Here is an 18,581-nt window from a genome sequence, read left to right as displayed (position 1 = left end):
CACATCAGAAAAGGTGATGGCAAGTGTCAGAAATCTCAACTTCCACAATAGCATGCGTCGCCTGAAGATGAGCGCTCCCAACCAAGGAGCCCATCGTGACCGCGCCGAAGCCATCGTCTTTCCATCAACGCCTGATCCATGCCCTGCGCGGCTGGCGCCGCCGCGTGATGGACCGCCGCCGCATGCGCGCCGATGCGTCGCAGCTTTCGTACATGAGCGATCACGAGCTGCGCGACCTGGGCATCGGGCGCAGCGAAGTGCCGCAGCTGCTGGAACGACACCGGTACTGACACCGCCGGATTTAGGGTTCAAATCGGGGGCGTGCCCAAGCCGCTCCTTCCCGCCCTTCTTTCCATCGAACTCACATCGCCGCAGTCGGTCAATGGCCGGCGCGCGGCTTTCCAGTCGCTCTGGCTGCTGGTGCGCATGCGCCATGCCCACGATGCCGGCGCCGGTGTCGTGCGGCTGGCGGACCTGCGCGGCGAAGTGTCGGACGCGAGCACGCTGCGCATGGTAGTGAGCCGCGCGTTCCGCGACTTCAAGGCCTGGCACGTCGAGGTCGGCTGGGGCGAAGACACGCAGCGCGAGCCCCGCTTCCTCAACGCCGAGCGGCGCAGCCAGGGCCCGTTCTGGCTGCCGGCCGCCGAGGCGAAGCGCGTGCGCGTGCTGGTCGAAGGGCGCGCGGCCACGACCGCCGAGATTGCGTCGTTCCTCGGGCTGCGTTCGCGTGCATCACAGGCCGGCCGGACCGCCGGCTCGCCGCCGCCCGATGCCGTGCACCTCCAGGACGCCGCGTTCTGGAAGCAGCTGGTCGCGTCGCAGCAGGCGGCGCGGCAGGGGCGGTTGATGGCGCCCGTGGCGGGCGAGAACACGGGCGGCAGCGCCCTCGAATCGATCCGCCTCGCCGGCACGCTGGCCGCCACCGACTTCCAGCGCGCCCTGGTCACGCTCAACGAAGCCATGTTGTGGCGGCGCCTCGGCGACAACGAGCAGGCGCGGCGGCGGCTGCAGGCGCTCAAGAAGCAGCGGCTTGCGCACCATGTGGCGGGCAACGACTACCTCGGCGCGATGGAATGCATCGTCTCCGCGTGGTGCGCCTACACCGCGCGCGACCTGCCGCTGGCGCAGTCGCTGCTGGGCGGCATGGCCGATGACGCAGCGCGCGCGCTGGTGCTGCGCCACCACCCCGACGTGCGCTTCGAGTGGTGCAACCTCTGGGCGCTGGTGTGCCGCTCGCGCGCGCTGGCGCTGTCGGCCGACGACATGCCGGCCGCCGCCGCGCTCGCCGAGGAGTCGCTGCGCCGCTTCGGCGAGGCGCTGGCGGCCGCCTTCGAGTCGCACTCCTTCGACGCGGCGCAGCACGTGGCCGCCAACATGGGCATGGCCGCATGGCTGTTCGACCGCGTGGGACTGTCCGACCTGCCCGCGCTCGCGCACGACGGCAACGCCGACACCACGCGCCGCGCCGTGCAGTGGATCGCCTTCAGCGAATGGCTCTGCAGCCACACCGACGGGCAGGGCCGCTCGGCGTGGAACGCGATCTACCTGATGCGCATCGCGCGCGGCCACTGCCGGCCGGAGACTCCGCCCACGCTCGCGCAGTTCCGCGCGCAGAGGCCGCTGGACCCGGTCGCGATCTCGGAGCTGGCCGGTCCGCTGGCCGACGCCTTCGACACCACGAACTGGCCGGCGCGCTGGGTGCAGGTGGCGCAGGCGCGGCTGGCCGACCACCAGGCCGGGCGGCGCCGCTATCCGGGCCTGCAGCATTGCAGCCTGCTGTTCGAGCACGCCTGGTATGCGGCCCATGCGGGCGACCTGCAGGCGGCGGAACAGTCGCTGGCCTCGCTGCGCGAAGCGCTGCCGCAGCTGGTACCCAGCGACCGCGCCTACTTCACCGAATCGTGGAACGACGCGCTGCCAGCCGAACTGGTGCTCGAAGCGAAGCCGCCGCGGCGACCGGCTGCGCGAAGAAAGGCTGCGCCGCGCGCGAGCTAGACTGGTTTTCAGCAGCATGCACGACGACTCCAACGACCCCATCGATCTGGCCGCCCATCGCGAACGCCGCGCCCGGGAGCAGAAGCTGCGCGCAGCGGCGCAGGCATCTCGCAGCGCCGATGCACCCACGGAGCCGGGGCCGGACGAGGTGCCCTGCATCCGCTGCAACGAACCCGTCTTCGGCTACGCGCTGCGCTGTCCCCATTGCGGCGTGCATTTCAGCGGCCGCGCCGAAGACTTTGCCCCCAGGGAGGGTCTGTCGCGGCGCGCGAAGGCGCTCGTCGCGCTGGTCGCCGTGGCGCTTCTGCTCGCAGGCCTGAGCGACGACATCGCGGCCCTGTGGTGGCGGATGAAGTGAGTCCTGCCGCGCTCAGCGCGCGGCGGCCGGCTTGGCGGTCGACTTGCGCACCACCAGCTCCGGCCGCAGCACCACGGTCGAGGCCGACATCGAGCGGCCATCGATCTCGTCGAACAGCATCTCGGCCGCGCGCCAGCCCAGCTCGCGGTGCGGCAGCCGGATGGTGGTGAGTGGCGGGTCGACCATGTCGACCAGCGGCATGTCGTTGTGGCCAGTGATGGAAATGTCCTTCGGCACGCGCAGGCCGGCTTCGCGCAGCGCGTCGTAGGCGCCCAGCGCCACGAGGTCGTTGCAGCACACCACGGCCTGCGGGGCTGCGCCGGCTTCGAGCATCTGCTTCATCGCCACTGCGCCGGCCTCGCGGCTGTAGCTCGCGCACTCGACCACGCGGAAGGGCTTCATGCGATGGTCGCGCAGCGCCTGCTCCACGCCCAGGCGCCGGCCCACGCCAGTGGGAATGTTCTGCGGGCCCGCGAGATGCGCGATGCGCTTGTGGCCGAGGCCCACGAGGTGATCGACCGCGAGCTTCATCGCCAGCCGGTCGTCACTGACCACGGCCGGCAGCCGGCCGGTCTCGTCGGCCCGATTGACCAGCACCGCGGTCATGCCGGCCTGGGTGACGAAGTCGATCAGCGGGTCGTCGCGCGTGGCGGTGGCCATGACCACGCCGTCGACCCGCTGCGCGAGCATGCGCTCCAGCACGGGCCGTGCGAGCGCCGGGTCCACCACGTTGGTGACGAACACGAAGTACCCGCGCGCCGCCGCGCTGGCCTCGATGCCCTGCAGGATGGGCGGGAACACCGCGTTGGTGATGTCCGGCACCAGCACGCCGATGGTGTGGGTGCGGCCCGTGCGCAGCGCCGAGGCCGCGCGGTTGGGCCGGTAGCCCAGGCGCTGCGCCGCCTCTTCCACCACGCGCAGCACCTCGTCGCTGATCAGCGAGCGCTTCTCGGGGCTGAGCGCGCGCGAGACGGTCGACACGTGCACCCCGGCGGCGCGGGCGACGTCGCGGATGGTCACGGGCGTGGAAGTTGGGCTGGTACTCATGGATTGATGCAAACGATTGTCGAGCTGGCCAGGATCTGCAGGGGGCTTTCTGCTATTCCTGACTTGCTGAATGGGGTCATTTTACTTTTCGGCGATTTGGACTAACATCGTGCAAACGATTGCAAAGACCTGTCATGAACATCGCCACGTCCCCCGATTCGGTGCTGGGCTTCACGCTCGACGCCATGAAGCACACGCCCGACCCGCGGTTGCGCACCGTGATGGAGGCGGTCACGCGCCACCTGCACGCGCTGGTCCAGGAAGTGAAGCTGACGGAAGAAGAGTTCGAGCAAGCACTCGAATTCATCGTCGCCATCGGCCACGCCACGGGCGAGACAAAGAACGAGGTGGTGCTGGCGGCGGACATCCTGGGCGTATCCACCGTGGTCGCGCTGCAGAACAACCAGGACCCGCATGGCGAATCGCCGGCCGCGCTGCTCGGGCCGTTCTGGCGCGCGAACGCGCCGGACTGCGCACTGGGCGAGAGCATCGCGCGCTCGGGCACGCCGGGCATTCCGCTCGAAGTGACGGGCACGGTGCGCGACGGCAAGGGCCGGCCGGTGGCCGGCGCCACGGTCGACGTGTGGCAGGCCTCGCCCATCGGCCTCTACGAAAACCAGGACCCGTCGCAGGAAGACATGAACCTGCGCGGGCGCTTCAGCACCGACGCGGAGGGCCGCTTCCACTTTCGCAGCGTGCGCCCGGCTGGCTACCCCGTACCGACCGACGGGCCCTGCGGCGTGCTGCTGCGCGCGCAGCAACGCCACCCGAACCGGCCCGCGCACCTGCACTTCATGGTCAGCAAGCCGGGGCACAAGGTGCTGATCACGCAGGTGTTCGCGGACGACGACGAGAACCTCGAGAGCGACCCGACCTTCGGCGTGACGCGGCGGCTGATCGGGCGCTTTGCATTGGCACCCGACGGCAAGAGCGCATCGATGCACCACGACTTCGAGCTTGAACCCGGCGAAATGAAATTCCCCCGTCCTCCGATCCCCTGAATCAACTCCTCTCCACATCCATGAGCTTCGATCCGGTCTCCAGACTCGACGGCAAGGTCGCCGTTATCACCGGTGGCCTCGGCGCCATCGGCTACGCCACGGCCACGCGGCTTGCCGCGCTCGGCGCCACGTGCGTGCTGCTGCACCGCAAGGGCGACGATGCTGCAGCCCGCGCGGCCGCACTGCCTTCTGCCAACGGCCAGCGCCACACGGTGATCCGCGCCGACATCGTCGACTCGGCGAGCCTGAATGCCGCCGCTGCAGAAGTGAAGGCCACGCACGGCCGCTGCGACATCCTCGTCAACAGCGCGGGCCACACGCAACCGGTGCCGGCCGCCGACCTCGACGCGCTGACCGACGAACTCATCGACGACATCGTGCGCGCCAACTTCCGCGGTGTGTTCGCCACCATCCGCGCCTTCGCGCCGATGCTGAAGGCCAGCGGCGACGGGCTGGTGGCCAACATCTCTTCCATCGCGGGCTTCACGGGCGTGGGCAGCAACCTTGCCTACGTGGCCGCCAAGGCCGGCCTCGACGTGGTGGGCGACGCGCTGGCCAAGGCGCTCGCGCCGTCGGTGCGCGTGGTGTCGGTGTCGCCGGGCGCGGTCGAATCGGGTTTCGTGCCGGGCCGTGGCGCGGAGTTCGCGAACAAGATGGCCAGCACCACGCCACTGGGCCGCATCGGCTTGCCCGACGACGTGGCGGCCACGGTCGAAGCGCTGGCCACCACGCTGCGCTTCGTGACCGGCACGCGCATCGTGGTCGATGGAGGGCGCCACCTGTGAGCACTGCCAAGACACTCATCACCTGCGCGGTCACGGGCAACCTCGTGAAGCCGGAGCAGACGCCGCACCTGCCGATCACGCCGGTGCAGATCGCCGACGAATGCCTGGCCGCGGCCGAGGCCGGCGCGGCGCAGGTGCACATCCACGTGCGCCATCCCGAAACCGGCAAGCCTTCGATGGAGGTGGATCTGTACCGCGAGGTGGTCGAGCGCATCCGCCGCGAGAACCGCGAGCTGATCGTCAACCTCACGAGCGGGCCGGGCGGGCGCTTCATTCCGAGCGAGGACGACCCGAAGATCGCCGCACCGGGCACCACGCTGCTGCCACCCGAAAAGCGCGTGGAACACATCGCACTCATCAGGCCCGACGTGTGCTCGCTCGATCTCAACACGATGAACTCGGGGCCCGATGTGGTCATCAACACGCCGAAGAACGTACGGCGCATGGCGAAGGTGATGCGCGAGGCCGGCGTGAAGCCCGAGCTGGAGATCTTCGACTCCGGCGACATCAACCTCGCGCTCGACCTGATCGCCGACGGCACGCTCGACGGCCCGGCCATGTGGACCTTCGTGCTCGGCGTGAAGTACGGCTTCGCACCCACGCCCGAGACGCTGCTCTATGCGCGCAACATGCTGCCGCGCGGCGCCTTCTGGAGCGCCTTCGGCATCGGCCGCATGGAGTTCCCGATCGTGGCGCAGTCGTGGCTGCTGGGCGGGCATGTGCGCGTGGGCATGGAAGACAACATCTACCTCGAGAAGGGCGTGCTCGCCGAGAGCAATGCGCAGCTGGTGGCGAAGGCGCGCGACATTCTCGTGAGCCTGGGCGGTGAAGTTGCGAATCCGCGTGAGGCACGCGCGATGCTGGGGTTGCCGGATGCGAGGGGCTAGCGTGGACTCCCGCATCTCTCCTTGTTGTGCGCGGCGTCGTTCGGGGCGCGATCACGCCGACGGGGTACCTTGCTCCGCGAATGTCCCCGGCCTGCGGCCTCCTCCTTTATTTCGCTGCGCAAGGCACCCCGCCAGCGTGATCGATCAGAGCACTTGTTGATCGGCCAGCACAAGAGCAGCGCTCGTTGTGCACAGAGCATCGGGTGCTCCCCGCAGCGAAATAAAGGAGGAGGCGAAGCCGGGGGACATTCGCGGAGGGGAGTACCCGGTGGCCTGTGCACACGCCCTGAACAAGTGCACCAGGAACACAAGCCATCCGCAACACAGCACGCAGGAAAACCGAAATGAACGTCGCAGCCATGCACACGACCCACACCTCCCGCGCATTGCGCGTGAACGAGAAAGCCGCCAACCTCGACGCGCTGCAACTGCATGCCTCGCCGCAGGCCGAACCCACGCCGCCTCCAGGCCATGCCGTCGTCCGCATCGCCGCCGCGGCAGTGAACCCAAGCGACGTCAAGGCGACGCTGGGCCTCATGCCGCAGGCCGTGTGGCCGCGCACCCCCGGCCGCGACTTCGCAGGCACCGTCGTGAGCGGGCCTTCCGAATGGATCGGCCGCGAGGTCTACGGCTCGGGCGGCGACGTCGGCATCACGCGTGACGGCTCGCATGCGCGCTATCTCGTGCTGCCTGAAGGCGCACTGCGCGCCAAGCCGCGCGGCATCTCGATGGACGAGGCCGGCGCGGTGGGCGTGCCCTTCGTCACCGCTTACGAAGGCTTTCGCCGCAGCGGCATGCCGCAGGCGGGCCAGACAGTGCTGGTGCTCGGCGCCAACGGCAAGGTTGGGCAGGCCGCGGTGCAGCTGGCTTCGCAGGCCGGTGCGCGCGTGATCGCGGTACAGCGGCATGCCGGTCCCTTCGAGGGCTTTGCCAGCGGACCGGTGGACGTGATCGATGCGCGCCACCACGCCGACGTGGGCGCGCAGGTGCGCGAACTCACCGACGGGCGCGGTGCGCACATCGTCTACAACACCGTCGGCAGCGCCTACTTCGAGGCCGCCAACAAGGCGATGGCCAAGGGCGCGACGCAGGTCTTCATCGCCACGCATGAGCGCGCGGTGCCCTTCGACATCTTCGCGTTCTACCGAGGCATGCACACCTACGTGGGCATCGACTCGCTTGCGATGGACTGCATCGCAAGCACTGCGCAGCTCGACGCCATGCGCGAGGGCTTCGAGCGCGGCACGCTGAAGCCCTTTCCCGTTGCGCGCGGCTTCACGCTCGACGAAGCGATCGACGCCTATCGGCTGGTGCTTTCGGGCAGCACCGACCGCGTCGTGCTGCGGCCCTGAATCCTGGAGCACCCGACCATGCACGTGACCCGTTTCAACGAAGCGCCGCACTACGAGGCGCCCAACCACTTCGACATGCGCTGCCTGCGCCTGCAAGGCAAGGAGGCCGGGCCGTCCACGCAGATGTGGATGGGCGTGAGCCAGATCCTTCCCGGCGGCCACACCGGTCTCGACGGCTCGCCGATGGAAAAGCTGTATCTCGTGCTCGAAGGCCAACTGCACGTGGTCGGCGAGATCGACGGTGCGCACCAGGAAGACGTGCTCAAGCAATACGACAGTTGCCGCTTCGCGCCCGGCGAGAAGCGGCAGCTGGAGAACCGGAGCAACCGGCCGGTGCTGGTCGCGCTGGCGATGCCGAACGCGCCGCCGGCGTAGCGGCCTCCCCTCTTTCAGTCATTCATCGCTCATCGAACAAATCAACGGAGACAAGACGCATGAAGAAGACATCCCCATGGAGCCGCAGGCAGACACTGGCGGCGGCAGCAGCTTTGGCGGCCTGCGCGCTGACCGGCGCCCACGCACAGGGCCCGTGGCCGGGCACGCAGCCGATCAAGCTGGTCGTGCCCTTCACCGCAGGCAGCGGCACCGACATCGTCGCGCGCCTCGTGGCCGAAAAGCTCGGGCCCGCGCTGGGCACCAGCGTGATCGTCGACAACAAGCCCGGCGCGGGCGGCACGCTGGGCGCGGCCATCGCGGCCAAGTCGCCGGCCGATGGCTACACGCTGCTGGTGCATTCGGCCGGCCACCTCGTGAACCCGTGGATCTACAAGGGCCTGTCGTACGACACGATCAAGGACTTCACCGGCATCACGCCGATGGCGAGCCTGCCCAACGTGCTGGTCACCGCGCCCTCGCATTTCGCGAACGTGCAGGACCTCGTCGCGAAGGCCAAGGCAAAACCAGGCGGCTTCAACTACGGCTCGGCGGGCAACGGCTCGGCCACGCACATGAACGCCGAGGTGTTCCGCCTCGCGGCTGGCATCGACGCGCAGCACGTACCGTTCCGCGGCACGCCCGAGGCCATGACCGAGGTGATGGCCGGGCGCGTCGACTGGTTCTTCGCGCCGATGGTGTCGGCCCTGCCGCTCATCAAGACCGGCAGGCTGCAGGCGCTGGCCGTGGGCACGGGCAAGCGCTCACCGGCGCTGCCCGATGCGCCGACCACCGCGGAAGCCGGCGTGCCGGGGTCTGAGTACCTGTTCTGGGTCGGCCTGTTCGCGCCCGCGAAAACGCCGCAGCCGGTGATCGACCGGCTGCAGGCCGAGGTCGCGAAGATCATGGTGTCGCCCGAGCTGAAGGAACGGCTGGAGAAGCTCGGCGCCGAGCCCTTCACGATGTCGTCGGCACAGTTCAACAAGTTCCTCGTGGACGAGACCGGCAAGGCGCAGCAGGTGGTCAAGGCCGCGAGCATCAAGGTCGACTGACCATGGCACGCACGCTCTTCACGGCGGCGGCCCTCGTCGCCGGCTTTCTCATGCCCGGCGCCGCGCAGGCGCAGCCGGCCGACCTCGTCGTCATCAACGCGAAGATCGCCACGCTCGATGCCGCCGGCACCACCGCGCAGGCGCTCGCCGTGCGCGACGGCCGCATCGTGGCCGTCGGCAATGCCGCGCAGATGCGCACGCTCTCGGGCTCCGCGACACGCACCGTCGATGCGGGCGGACGCACCGTCGTTCCCGGGCTCATCGATTCGCACATGCACGCGGTGCGCGCGGCGTTGAGCTATTCGACCGAAGTCAACTGGATCGGCGCGAGCACCATCGCCGAAGCCATGGCACGCATCCGCACCGCCGCTGCAAATGCCCGCCCCGGCGGCTGGCTGATCGTTGCAGGCGGCTGGACCGAACAGCAGTTCGCCGAACGCCGGCGTCCGACGATGGCCGAACTGCAGGAGGCCGCGCCCGCCAACCCGGTGTACGTGCAACTGTTCTACGAAGCGGTGGTGATGACGCCCAGGGCCCTCGAAGCACTGGCCGTTCCGCCCGGCACGCTGCCCGCCGGAATGAAGCCCTCGCCCGACGGCGCGCCGGGTTGGATGACCGGCGACATCGTCGGCATCTCGGCCCTGTTCGACAAGTTGCCCAAGCCGACCTACGACGACAACGTGGCGGGCACGCGTGCGTTCTTCAGCGAGCTGAACCGGCTCGGCATCACCGGCCTGGTGGATCCGGGCGGCTTCAGCATTGCGCCCTCGCAGTACGCGGCGCTGTTCGAGCTGTGGCGCGAGAAGGCGCTGACGCTGCGCGTGGCCTACAGCGTGTTCGCGCAAAAGCCCGGCGCCGAGCTGCAGGAGTTCCGCGACCTCGCGCAGATGCTGCCGATGGGCTTCGGCGACGACATGCTGAAGTTCAACGGCCTGGGCGAACGCGTGACGCTCGCGATGTACAACAACAACTTCCCCGACGAAGCGGTGAAGGCGAAATTCTACGAACTCATCAGGTGGGCGGCCACGAAGAAGCTCGCGGTCACCATCCATTGGCAGGAGAACGGTTCGGTCGATCACCTGCTCGGGCTGTACGAAAAGCTGAACGCCGAGGTGCCTATCAACGGCCTGCGCTGGTCCATCGCGCACCTGGACGACGCCTCGCCCGAGACGCTCGCGCGCATGAAGGCGCTGGGCATCGGCTGGACGATGCAGGATGCGATGTACTTCCAGGGGGACCGCGCGCTCGCCGTGCGCGGCGACGCAGCGCGCCGCATGCCACCCATCGGCACGGCCCTGCGCGCCGGCGTGAACGTGGGCGCGGGCACGGATGCGCATCGCGTGGCCTCGTACAACCCCTTCGTCGCGCTGCAGTGGATGCTCGACGGCAAGACCGTGAGCGGCAAGGCCATGCGCGGGCCCGACGAAACGCCCACGCGCGAGCAGGCGCTGCGGCTCTATACGGCGGGCAGCGCGTGGTTCAGCTTCGACGAAGGCAAGCGCGGCACGCTGGAGGTCGGCAAGCTCGCGGACTTCGCGGTGCTCGACCAGGACTTCTTCACCGTGCCGCTGGAGCGCATCGGCAAGACCACCTCGCTGATGACCGTGGTGGGCGGGCGCGTGGTGCATGCGGCGCGGCCCTTCGGCACGGCGGGCACTTCGGTGACGTCGGCGCCCTGAGGCTTCTCAGAGCGCCAGCACGCGCTGCACCCGCTCGCGCAGTACCAGCAGCACGTCGCTCTCGAACCAAGGGTGGTGCTTGAGCCAACCCGTGTTGCGCGGCGACGGATGCGGCAGCGGAATGAAGCGCGGTGCGAAATCCGCGAAGGCCTGCACGGTTTCGGTGACGCCGGCGCTCGCCTTCCTGCCGAGGAAGTGGCGCTGCGCGTACTGGCCGATGAGCAGCGTCAGCTCCACCTGCTTCATCCGCGCGAACAGCTTCTCGTGCCACAGCTCGGCGCATTCCCTGCGCGGCGGCAGGTCACCGCTCTTGCCGCGACCGGGGTAGCAGTAGCCCATCGGCACGATCGCCACGCGCGCCGCGTCGTAGAACACCGTGCGGTCGATGCCGAGCCAGCGGCGAAGCTGGTCGCCGCTCCTGTCATTCCACGGCACGCCCGTCTGGTGCACCGTGAGGCTGGGCGCCTGCCCGACGATCAGCAGCCGGGCGCTTGCGCTCGCTTGCACCACCGGTCGCGGGCCCAGCGGCAGATGCGCCTCGCACGCGCGGCAGGCGCGGATCTCGGCGAGCAGCGCATCCACGGCGCCTCAGCCGGCGAACGGGCGGAAGAAGGTGTTGAGTTCGCTGCCCGGCGCCGCATCCGCGAAACCGTCGAAGCGGCCCTGCTCGGCCAGCGTGCGCGCGGCACGCATGAAGCCGCCCCAGGCCGCGCGCGCCATACCGCCGCCCACGCTCACGCGGCGCACGCCGAGTTCGGCGATGTCCTGCATCGTGAGTTCGCTGGCCGCGCCCACCAGCAGGTTGACCGGCTTGGGCGCGACGGCGGCGACCACCGCGGCGATCTGCTCGCGGGTCTTGATGCCGGGCGCATAGAGGCAGTCGGCGCCTGCATCCGCGTACGCCTTGAGCCGCGCGATGGCATCGCCGAGGTCCGGGCGGCCGGCGAAGAAGTTCTCGGCGCGGCCGACGAGCAGCACGTCGGCGCCCGACGCGTCGATGGCCTTGCGCGCGGCACGCATGCGCTCGACCGCGATGTCGATGGCAAAGAGCGGATCGGCGGCGTTGCCCGTCGAATCCTCGATCGACAGGCCTGCAACGCCGGTCTCGACCGCGAGGCGCACGCTCTCGGCCACGCCTTTGGCGTCGGCGGCAAAGCCGTTCTCGAAGTCGGCGTTCACGGGCAGGTCGGTGGCGTCCACCAGCTCACGCAGATGGGCAAGGATCGATTCGCGCGACATCGCCCCGTCGGCCTGGCCGTGCGACCACGCGAAGCCCGAGCTGGTGGTGGCGAGCGCCTTGAAGCCCATGCCCGCGAGGAAGCGCGCGCTGCCCGTGTCCCACGGGTTCGGAATGACGAAACAGCCTTGTGCGTGGAGCGCACGGAAGTCGGCGCGTTTCTGGGCGATGGTGCGGGTCATGGGAGCCTGGCTTTCTTTCGGTATGCGCGACGGCGAGCTCCGCATTCTGACGCGGCCCTGTCCGCACGTCACGACGTTGCGCAGTCCGGCATTTCGGTGTCTGATCGCGCCCCATGTCCTACGTCATTGCGCTTTTCATCCACCTGCTCTGCGCCGCCTTCTGGGTCGGCGGCATGGCAACCATGCACTTCGCGGTGCGCCCTTCGGCGGTCGCCACGCTGGAGCCGCCGTTGCGCCTGCGCATGATGGCCGCGACACTGCGGCGCTTCTTCGTCGGCGTGGACGCGGCCGTCACGCTGCTGTTCGTGACTGGCGTGACGATGATCCTCGCGGCCGGCGGCTTCCGCGCCGTGCATTGGCGCGTCGAGGCGATGATGAGCATCGCGATCGTGATGGCGGCCATCTACGTCTACATCCGCGCCTCGGTGTTCAAGGCGCTGCGGCGCGCGGTGGACGAAAGCGCATGGCCGGTGGCGGCCGCGCGGCTGGACACCGTGCGCAAGCTGGTCGCGGTGAACCTGGCGCTGGGCGTCGTGGTGTTCGGCGTGGCGACCATCGGTCGGGCCGGTTGAGGCCTCGCCCACAGCCTCCACTTCGGCATCGACCGCGAGGTCGGCCGGCTGCTTGATCCGCCGGTCAGGCAGCCGCGCCCTTGAGCTCGACGCTGTTGCCGTCGGGGTCGGCGACGTAGATCGACGGGCCGTTGCCCTCGGCGCCGAAGTTGTTCTGCACCCCGCCGTGCACCGCGACGCCATGCAACGCCATCTGTGCGCGGATGGCCGCTTCGTCGAAGGGCTCGATGCGCAGGCAGAGGTGATCGACGTTGCGGCCTTCCACACCGGCCAGCGCCCCGCCCTGCCTGCCCAGCGGGCCGTCGGGCGTGACGAGGTCGATCAGGCTCGCGCCGGCGCGCAGGTGCACGAGCCCCAGGTCGTCGCGCCGCTTCTCGATGGCGCAGCCCAGCACGCCGCAATAGAACGCGACGGCGCGTTCCACGTCCTTCACGCGCAGCACGACGTGGTCGATGCGCAACACCGAGAACGGTGGCGGGCGCATCGGGTTCGCCATGCCGGCCTCTTCTTCAGACGACGCCGGCTGAACGCAGGGCGTCGAAGCGGGCGGCGTCGATGCCCATTTCCGCCAGCACTTCCTGCGTGTGCTGGCCCAGCGCCGGCGGCGCGTGGCGCAGCACCGGCGGCGTGGCCGTGAGCCGCAGCGGGCTCGCCACGCCGGTGATGCTGGCGATGCCGTCGCCCGCTTCGCGGGGCAGCGTGACGGCGAGGCCGCGCGCCTTGACCTGCGCATCGTCGAAGGCCTGCGCGATGTCGTTGATCGGGCCGCAGGGCACGGCCTTGTCTTCGAGCAGCGCGACCCACGCGGCCGTCGTGCGGGTGCGCGTGAGTTCTTCCATAATGGGGATCAGCACCAGGCGGTGCTTCACGCGCAGCGTGTTGGTCGCGAAGCGCGCGTCGGTCGCCCACTCGGGGTGGCCGGCCGCTTCGCAGAAGCGTGCGAACTGGCCGTTGTTGCCGATGGCCAGCAGCACCGAGCCGTCTTGCGTCGGAAAGTCTTGATAAGGCGCGAGGCTCGGGTGCGTGTTGCCCTGGCGCCCGGGCGCCTTGCCGGTGTTGAGGAAGGCGCTGGCCTGGTTGGCGAGGATGGCCATGCCCACGTCGAGCAGCGCCATGTCGATGTGCTGGCCTTCGCCAGTGCGGTCGCGCACCTGCAGCGCGGCGAGGATGGCGGTGCTGGCGTAAACGCCGGTGAACAGGTCGGTCAGCGCCACGCCCACGCGCAGCGGGCCGCCGCCGGGCACGTCGTCGGGGCGGCCGGTGATGCTCATCATGCCGGTCATGGCCTGGATCATCAGGTCGTAGCCCGCGCGCTCGGCGTACGGGCCGTCGTGGCCGAAACCGGTCACGCTGCAGTAGATGAGGCGCGGGTTGGCCGCACGCAGGCTCTCGTGGTCGAGGCCGTATTGCTTGAGGCCGCCGGTCTTGAAGTTCTCCACCACGATGTCGGCCTGCGCCGCCATCTGCTTGAGCAGCGCCTGCCCGTCGGGCGTGGCCATGTCGATGGTGACCGAGCGCTTGTTGCGGTTGCAGGCGGTGAAGTAGCTGGCCTGGTCGGTGTCGTTGCCGTCCGCGTCCTTGATGAAGGGCGGGCCCCAGGTGCGCGTGTCGTCGCCGACGCCGGGGCGTTCGATCTTGACGACGTCGGCACCCAGGTCCGCGAGGATCTGCGTGCACCACGGGCCCGCGAGCACGCGGGACAGATCGAGGACCTTGATGCCGTCGAGTGCTGCGGGCTTGGTCATTCGTTCTTAGTTCGCGAAAGCCGCGATGCCGGTGATCGCGCGGCCCAGGATCAGCGCGTGGATGTCGTGCGTGCCTTCGTAGGTGTTGACCACTTCGAGGTTCACGAGGTGGCGTGCCACGCCAAACTCGTCGCTGATGCCGTTGCCGCCCATCATGTCGCGCGCCATGCGGGCGATGTCCAGCGACTTGCCGCAGTTGTTGCGCTTCATGATCGAGGTGATCTCGACGGCAGCGATGCCTTCGTCCTTCATGCGGCCCAGGCGCAGGCTGCCTTGCAGGCCCAGCGTGATCTCGGTCTGCATGTCGGCCAGCTTCTTCTGGATGAGCTGGTTGGCGGCGAGCGGGCGGCCGAACTGCTTGCGGTCCAGCGTGTACTGGCGGGCGCGGTGCCAGCAGTCTTCGGCGGCGCCGAGCGCGCCCCACGAGATGCCGTAGCGGGCGCTGTTGAGGCAGGTGAACGGGCCCTTGAGGCCCTGCACTTCGGGGAAGGCGTTTTCTTCGGGGCAGAACACGCCGTCCATGACGATCTCACCCGTGATGCTGGCGCGCAGGCCGACCTTGCCGTGGATCGCGGGGGCGCTCAGGCCCTTCATGCCCTTCTCGAGCACGAAGCCGCGGATCGGGCCGACCGTGCCGCTTTCGCTGACTTCCTTGGCCCACACGACGAACACGTCGGCGATGGGCGAGTTGCTGATCCACATCTTGGAGCCGCTGAGCGAGTAGCCGCCCGGCACCTTCTTGGCGCGCGTGGCCATGCTGCCGGGGTCGGAGCCGTGGTCGGGTTCGGTCAGGCCGAAGCAGCCGATCCATTCACCGGTGGCGAGCTTGGGTAGGTACTTCTGCTTCTGGCCTTCGGTGCCGAATTCGAAGATCGGCACCATCACCAGCGAACTCTGCACGCTGGCCATCGAGCGGTAGCCGGAGTCGACGCGCTCGACTTCGCGGGCGATCAGGCCGTAGGCCACGTAGTTGAGGCCGGGGCCGCCGTACTGCTCGGGGATGGTCGGGCCGAGCAGGCCGAGCGCGCCCATTTCGCGAAAGATGGCGGGGTCGGTCTCGCCGTTGCGGAAGCCCTCGATGACGCGGGGCGCGAGGCGCTCCTGGCAATAGGCGTTGGCCGCGTCGCGGATCATGCGTTCTTCGTCGGTCAGTTGCTGGTCGAGAAGAAGGGGATCGTCCCAGTGGAATTGCGCTTTGGCGGCCATGTGCTGTCTCCGGAAATGAGGGGAAAAGGGAAAAGAGGGGGGAATGGGCCGATGCTAGCCACGCAGGGGCCATGACGCAAACGAGGAATCCGCACCCAGATATGCGGTACAAGAATGTCTTGCAAGATATTGGCGAGGCACCTTCATTGAAGAGGGCCTTATTCCAGTCATACACTCCCGGCATACATGCGCCGCAAGATCCCACCCCTGCAAACCCTCGTGTGCTTCGACGCCGCCGCGCGCCACGAGAGCTACACGCGCGCCGCGCAGGAACTGGCCCTCACCCAGAGCGCGGTGTCGCGCCAGATCGGCACGCTCGAGGCCTTCCTGGGCGTGGCGCTGTTCCGCCGCACGCGGCACGGCGTGGCGCTCACGGCGAGCGGCGCGGCCTATGCGCGGCAGATCACCAAGCGGCTCGAGGCGATGGAGCGCGACACGCTCGACGCGATGGCGCACCAGGGCGAAGGCGGCTCGCTGTCGCTGGCGGCCGTGCCCACTTTCGCCACCCGCTGGCTGATGCCGCGGCTGAAGGGCTTCGCCGCGCTGCAGCCCGACGTGGTGGTGCACATCGAGACGCGCACCCGCCCGTTCCTGTTCGCCGATGCGGAGTTCGATGCGGCGCTGTATGCCGGCACGCCTGCGCAGGTCGAGAACTGGGCGGGCACGCACGCGCTGCTGCTGATGCATGAAGACGTGGTGCCGGTGTGCAGCCCCTCGCTGCTGCCGCGCGGCAAGGCCGTGGCACCGGCAGCCATCGCGAAGATGCCGCTGCTGCAGCAGAGCACCCGGCCCGACGGCTGGCGCCAGTGGTTCGATGCGCAGCAGATCGACGCGCCCAATGCGCGCGGCGGGCCGCGCTACGAACTGTTCTCGATATTGGCCGCGGCCGCGTCGCACGGGCTCGGCGTAGCGCTGATGCCGACGATGCTGGTGGCCGACGAACTGGCGCGCGGCGAACTGGTGGTGGCCTGCGCACGGCCGCTGTCGGGCGAGCGCAACTACTACCTCGTGACGCCGGAGCGCGCAGACCAGCGCCCGCTGCTGAAATTCTTCAGCGACTGGCTGCTGGCGCAGGCACGGCAGGAGCCCGGGCGCGGGACGGCTTGAAGGGGCCGGCGACCTTCTCGAGCCACGGATCGCAGACGGCCCGCAGTTCAGGGTCCATGTCGAACTTGGGATCGCGCGCATCGAACAGGACCGACTTCTTCGCCTGTGCCCGCACCAGTGCGAAAGCGCTCTTCCCGGAACGGCTGTTGTCGAACATCAGCGTCATGTTCGCGATCTGCGCCGCATGGCCGACCGCTGCCTGCGTGCGGGGAAAGCGCTCGACCAGCTTCCTGCGGTCCACGTCGTGGCCGCCCTGCTGCTTGCGGGTGCTCACGCGGAAGATGGACATGTCCACCGAGACCAGGCCGACGAAAAGCAGGACGACGAAATAGCCCGCCTCCTGCATCGCGCGGATGTCGTCCGCCTTCGATTCATGGCCGCCGCCGGGCAGCGGCTTCCAGTGGGAGAACACGGTCTCGAACGCAAACGGCATGCGCTGGTCCATTACCAGGCTCTTGAAAGCGCGCACGCCTTCCTGCGACAGGACCTGCCATTTCTCGTCGTCGTCGCGCAGGCGCTGGGCCCAGGCGGGGATGTGCCCCGTTGCGGAGTCGGCGTCCGGCAGGATGGACATCATCATCCGGTCGGCGTTGATCAGCGGCATCTGCAGCGATGCCGCGAGGCGCGAATACCAGAGCGTGGATTTTCCGGAGCCGTTGTGGCCCGCCAGGACGAAGGCCACCGGACGCGGGCCGCGCGTCTGCTCGAGGAGCTTCCCGAGCTTCGGTGGGCGGCGGCTCACGCCTTGCTCGCGCGGAACCTGCCGTCGACCAGGCGGCCAATGACCTTGGTGCCGTCGGCTGCTTCGCGAATGACCTGGGTCGGGTCCTGCGGGTAGGCGGAATAGGCGAATATCCGGGCCGCGTTGGGTCCGCGGAAGACGACCGACCTGTCGATGCCGGGCTTGTCGAGTGCGCGGGCCGCCTTCTTCAGCAGTTCCGTCGTGTTGTCCTCGGGGCGGACCACAGCGCGCGGCGCCTTGCCGACCTTGACCAGCGCCATGCCGCGCCCCAGGGTCGCAACCGATCGGCCCTGGACCATTTGCCCCGCCGAGCCTTCGCGTGCGATGGGTTTTACTCTTGCCATGGCGGGATGATCGCTCAAATCGGGAGCCGCCTGCCACTTGCTGCGCCAAAGCCCGCACCGCCGCATACCCGCGTCCGGAAACGGCGAGCCCTGCAGGTCCGCAGGCGAGACACTGCGCACATGACGACAGCCCCAGCCTCCCAGGTCAGCGCCCTCGACTGGCCCCGCATCGAAGACGAGCTCGCCACCCGCGGCTGCGCCACCACCGGCGCCGCGATCTTCACGCCGAAGGAATGCGCCGCCCTCGCGGCCATGTACGACCAGCCCCGCCACTTCCGCAGCCGCGTCGTCATGCAGCGCCACGGCTTCGGCCAGGGCGAGTACCAGTACTTCGCCAACCCGCTGCCGCCAAAGCTCGCGGCATGGCGCAGCGCGCTGTACGAGCGCCTCGCACCGCTGGCCAATGCATGGGCCGCGGCGATGGGCCTGCCAGCCGACTACCCGCCGGACCACACGGCCTACCTCGCGCGCTGCCATGCGGCGGGCCAGCTGCGCCCGACCCCGCTGCTGCTGCGCTACGACGAGGGCGACTACAACTGCCTGCACCAGGACCTGTACGGCGACCTGCAGTTCCCGCTGCAGCTCACCGTGCTGCTGAACCGGCCGGGCGAGGACTTCACCGGCGGCGAGTTCGTGCTGACCGAGCAGCGCCCGCGCATGCAGTCGCGCGCCGAGGTGGTGTCGCTCGCGCAGGGCGAGGCGGTGATCTTCGCGGTCAACCAGCGGCCGGTGGCGGGCACGCGCGGCAGCTACCGCGTGACGATGCGCCACGGCGTGAGCCGCCTGCGCTCCGGGCGGCGGCATACGCTGGGCATCATCTTCCACGACGCCCGCTGAGACGGCTCCCCGACCATTGCGGCGCCGTGCAAAACCGCTCGGAAAGCCGAAGTCGAGCGAAAATCACGCCAGCCTCCGGCG

At 69.2% G+C, this 18,581-nt stretch carries 21 protein-coding genes; 13 read left to right on the top strand and 8 right to left on the bottom strand.

Annotation, left to right across the window (positions count from 1 at the left end):
- Nucleotides 1–95 precede the first annotated feature (95 nt).
- Genes ASC92_RS16575 through ASC92_RS16565 form a run of 3 tightly spaced genes read left to right on the top strand, consistent with a single transcriptional unit; the run spans nucleotide 96 to nucleotide 2,353 of the window.
- The gene (locus ASC92_RS16575) at nucleotides 96–290 is read left to right on the top strand and encodes a DUF1127 domain-containing protein (protein WP_056517736.1); all 195 of its coding nucleotides are present in this window, start codon (nucleotides 96–98) and stop codon (nucleotides 288–290) included.
- 31 nt (nucleotides 291–321) lie between these two features.
- On the top strand, nucleotides 322–1,995 hold the full coding sequence (locus ASC92_RS16570; RefSeq protein ID WP_056517734.1) for a hypothetical protein: 1,674 nt from the start codon (nucleotides 322–324) through the stop codon (nucleotides 1,993–1,995).
- A 16-nt stretch (nucleotides 1,996–2,011) separates the two neighbouring features.
- A complete protein-coding gene (locus ASC92_RS16565) occupies nucleotides 2,012–2,353 on the top strand; it encodes a hypothetical protein (RefSeq protein ID WP_056517731.1) in 342 nt (113 codons plus the stop codon).
- 12 nt (nucleotides 2,354–2,365) lie between these two features.
- Here the strand turns inward: ASC92_RS16565 and ASC92_RS16560 are convergent, their stop codons facing one another.
- On the bottom strand, nucleotides 2,366–3,400 hold the full coding sequence (locus ASC92_RS16560; protein ID WP_056517727.1) for a LacI family DNA-binding transcriptional regulator: 1,035 nt from the start codon (nucleotides 3,398–3,400) through the stop codon (nucleotides 2,366–2,368).
- A gap of 134 nt (nucleotides 3,401–3,534) precedes the next feature.
- Here ASC92_RS16560 and ASC92_RS16555 point away from each other — a divergent pair, with 134 nt between their 5' ends.
- The 7 genes from ASC92_RS16555 to ASC92_RS16525 all read left to right on the top strand — a co-directional run bounded on the left by ASC92_RS16555 (nucleotide 3,535) and on the right by ASC92_RS16525 (nucleotide 10,528).
- Complete coding sequence (locus ASC92_RS16555) at nucleotides 3,535–4,401, top strand: dioxygenase (protein WP_056517724.1); 867 nt, start codon at nucleotides 3,535–3,537, stop codon at nucleotides 4,399–4,401.
- Nucleotides 4,402–4,421: 20 nt separating this feature from the next.
- Nucleotides 4,422–5,186 (top strand): SDR family NAD(P)-dependent oxidoreductase, encoded by a 765-nt coding sequence (locus ASC92_RS16550; RefSeq protein ID WP_056517721.1) that lies wholly within the window; start codon nucleotides 4,422–4,424, stop codon nucleotides 5,184–5,186.
- On the top strand, nucleotides 5,183–6,073 hold the full coding sequence (locus tag ASC92_RS16545) for a 3-keto-5-aminohexanoate cleavage protein (RefSeq protein ID WP_056517718.1): 891 nt from the start codon (nucleotides 5,183–5,185) through the stop codon (nucleotides 6,071–6,073). The genes ASC92_RS16550 and ASC92_RS16545 overlap by 4 nt, the downstream gene beginning before the upstream one ends.
- A 344-nt stretch (nucleotides 6,074–6,417) precedes the next feature.
- Nucleotides 6,418–7,425, top strand: coding sequence for a quinone oxidoreductase family protein (locus ASC92_RS16540; protein ID WP_235505844.1), 1,008 nt, complete (start codon nucleotides 6,418–6,420; stop codon nucleotides 7,423–7,425).
- An 18-nt stretch (nucleotides 7,426–7,443) separates the two neighbouring features.
- Nucleotides 7,444–7,800: a cupin domain-containing protein gene (locus ASC92_RS16535; protein WP_056517715.1), complete on the top strand. Its 357-nt coding sequence runs from the start codon at nucleotides 7,444–7,446 to the stop codon at nucleotides 7,798–7,800.
- A gap of 59 nt (nucleotides 7,801–7,859) precedes the next feature.
- Entirely contained in the window at nucleotides 7,860–8,849 is a 990-nt protein-coding gene (locus tag ASC92_RS16530; RefSeq protein WP_056517712.1) for a tripartite tricarboxylate transporter substrate binding protein, read from the top strand.
- Nucleotides 8,850–8,851: 2 nt separating this feature from the next.
- Nucleotides 8,852–10,528: an amidohydrolase gene (locus tag ASC92_RS16525; protein ID WP_056517709.1), complete on the top strand. Its 1,677-nt coding sequence runs from the start codon at nucleotides 8,852–8,854 to the stop codon at nucleotides 10,526–10,528.
- 6 nt (nucleotides 10,529–10,534) lie between these two features.
- Here the strand turns inward: ASC92_RS16525 and ASC92_RS16520 are convergent, their stop codons facing one another.
- Nucleotides 10,535–11,110: a uracil-DNA glycosylase family protein gene (locus ASC92_RS16520; protein WP_056517706.1), complete on the bottom strand. Its 576-nt coding sequence runs from the start codon at nucleotides 11,108–11,110 to the stop codon at nucleotides 10,535–10,537.
- 6 nt (nucleotides 11,111–11,116) lie between these two features.
- The gene (locus ASC92_RS16515) at nucleotides 11,117–11,947 is read right to left on the bottom strand and encodes an isocitrate lyase/PEP mutase family protein (protein ID WP_056517704.1); all 831 of its coding nucleotides are present in this window, start codon (nucleotides 11,945–11,947) and stop codon (nucleotides 11,117–11,119) included.
- A gap of 113 nt (nucleotides 11,948–12,060) precedes the next feature.
- Here ASC92_RS16515 and ASC92_RS16510 point away from each other — a divergent pair, with 113 nt between their 5' ends.
- Entirely contained in the window at nucleotides 12,061–12,519 is a 459-nt protein-coding gene (locus ASC92_RS16510; protein ID WP_056517701.1) for a CopD family protein, read from the top strand.
- Nucleotides 12,520–12,583: 64 nt separating this feature from the next.
- Here ASC92_RS16510 and ASC92_RS16505 read toward each other — a convergent pair whose 3' ends face one another.
- The 3 genes from ASC92_RS16505 to ASC92_RS16495 are packed head-to-tail and all read right to left on the bottom strand — an operon-like array spanning nucleotide 12,584 to nucleotide 15,470.
- The gene (locus ASC92_RS16505; RefSeq protein ID WP_056517698.1) at nucleotides 12,584–13,015 is read right to left on the bottom strand and encodes a VOC family protein; all 432 of its coding nucleotides are present in this window, start codon (nucleotides 13,013–13,015) and stop codon (nucleotides 12,584–12,586) included.
- Nucleotides 13,016–13,028: 13 nt separating this feature from the next.
- Nucleotides 13,029–14,264 (bottom strand): CaiB/BaiF CoA transferase family protein, encoded by a 1,236-nt coding sequence (locus tag ASC92_RS16500; protein WP_056517695.1) that lies wholly within the window; start codon nucleotides 14,262–14,264, stop codon nucleotides 13,029–13,031.
- Nucleotides 14,265–14,270: 6 nt separating this feature from the next.
- Nucleotides 14,271–15,470, bottom strand: coding sequence for an acyl-CoA dehydrogenase (locus ASC92_RS16495; protein WP_056517691.1), 1,200 nt, complete (start codon nucleotides 15,468–15,470; stop codon nucleotides 14,271–14,273).
- A gap of 186 nt (nucleotides 15,471–15,656) precedes the next feature.
- On the opposite strand from ASC92_RS16495, the gene ASC92_RS16490 reads away from it, so the two are divergent.
- Nucleotides 15,657–16,577 carry a LysR substrate-binding domain-containing protein gene (locus tag ASC92_RS16490; RefSeq protein ID WP_056517688.1) on the top strand — a complete coding sequence of 307 codons (921 nt, stop codon included), beginning with the start codon at nucleotides 15,657–15,659 and terminating at the stop codon, nucleotides 16,575–16,577.
- On the opposite strand, the gene ASC92_RS16485 is transcribed toward ASC92_RS16490, so the two are convergent.
- Nucleotides 16,522–17,319, bottom strand: coding sequence for a zeta toxin family protein (locus tag ASC92_RS16485; protein WP_056517685.1), 798 nt, complete (start codon nucleotides 17,317–17,319; stop codon nucleotides 16,522–16,524). The two genes, ASC92_RS16490 and ASC92_RS16485, sit on opposite strands and share 56 nt — an antisense overlap.
- Entirely contained in the window at nucleotides 17,316–17,663 is a 348-nt protein-coding gene (locus ASC92_RS16480; RefSeq protein ID WP_235505842.1) for a hypothetical protein, read from the bottom strand. The genes ASC92_RS16485 and ASC92_RS16480 overlap by 4 nt, the downstream gene beginning before the upstream one ends.
- 120 nt (nucleotides 17,664–17,783) lie before the next feature.
- On the opposite strand from ASC92_RS16480, the gene ASC92_RS16475 reads away from it, so the two are divergent.
- Complete coding sequence (locus tag ASC92_RS16475; protein ID WP_056517682.1) at nucleotides 17,784–18,500, top strand: 2OG-Fe(II) oxygenase; 717 nt, start codon at nucleotides 17,784–17,786, stop codon at nucleotides 18,498–18,500.
- Nucleotides 18,501–18,581 lie beyond the last annotated feature (81 nt).

It is taken from the genome of Variovorax sp. Root411, assembly GCF_001425205.1.
In the GTDB taxonomy this organism is placed as follows: domain Bacteria; phylum Pseudomonadota; class Gammaproteobacteria; order Burkholderiales; family Burkholderiaceae_C; genus Variovorax.
This window is presented reverse-complemented; position numbering and strand designations above follow the sequence as displayed.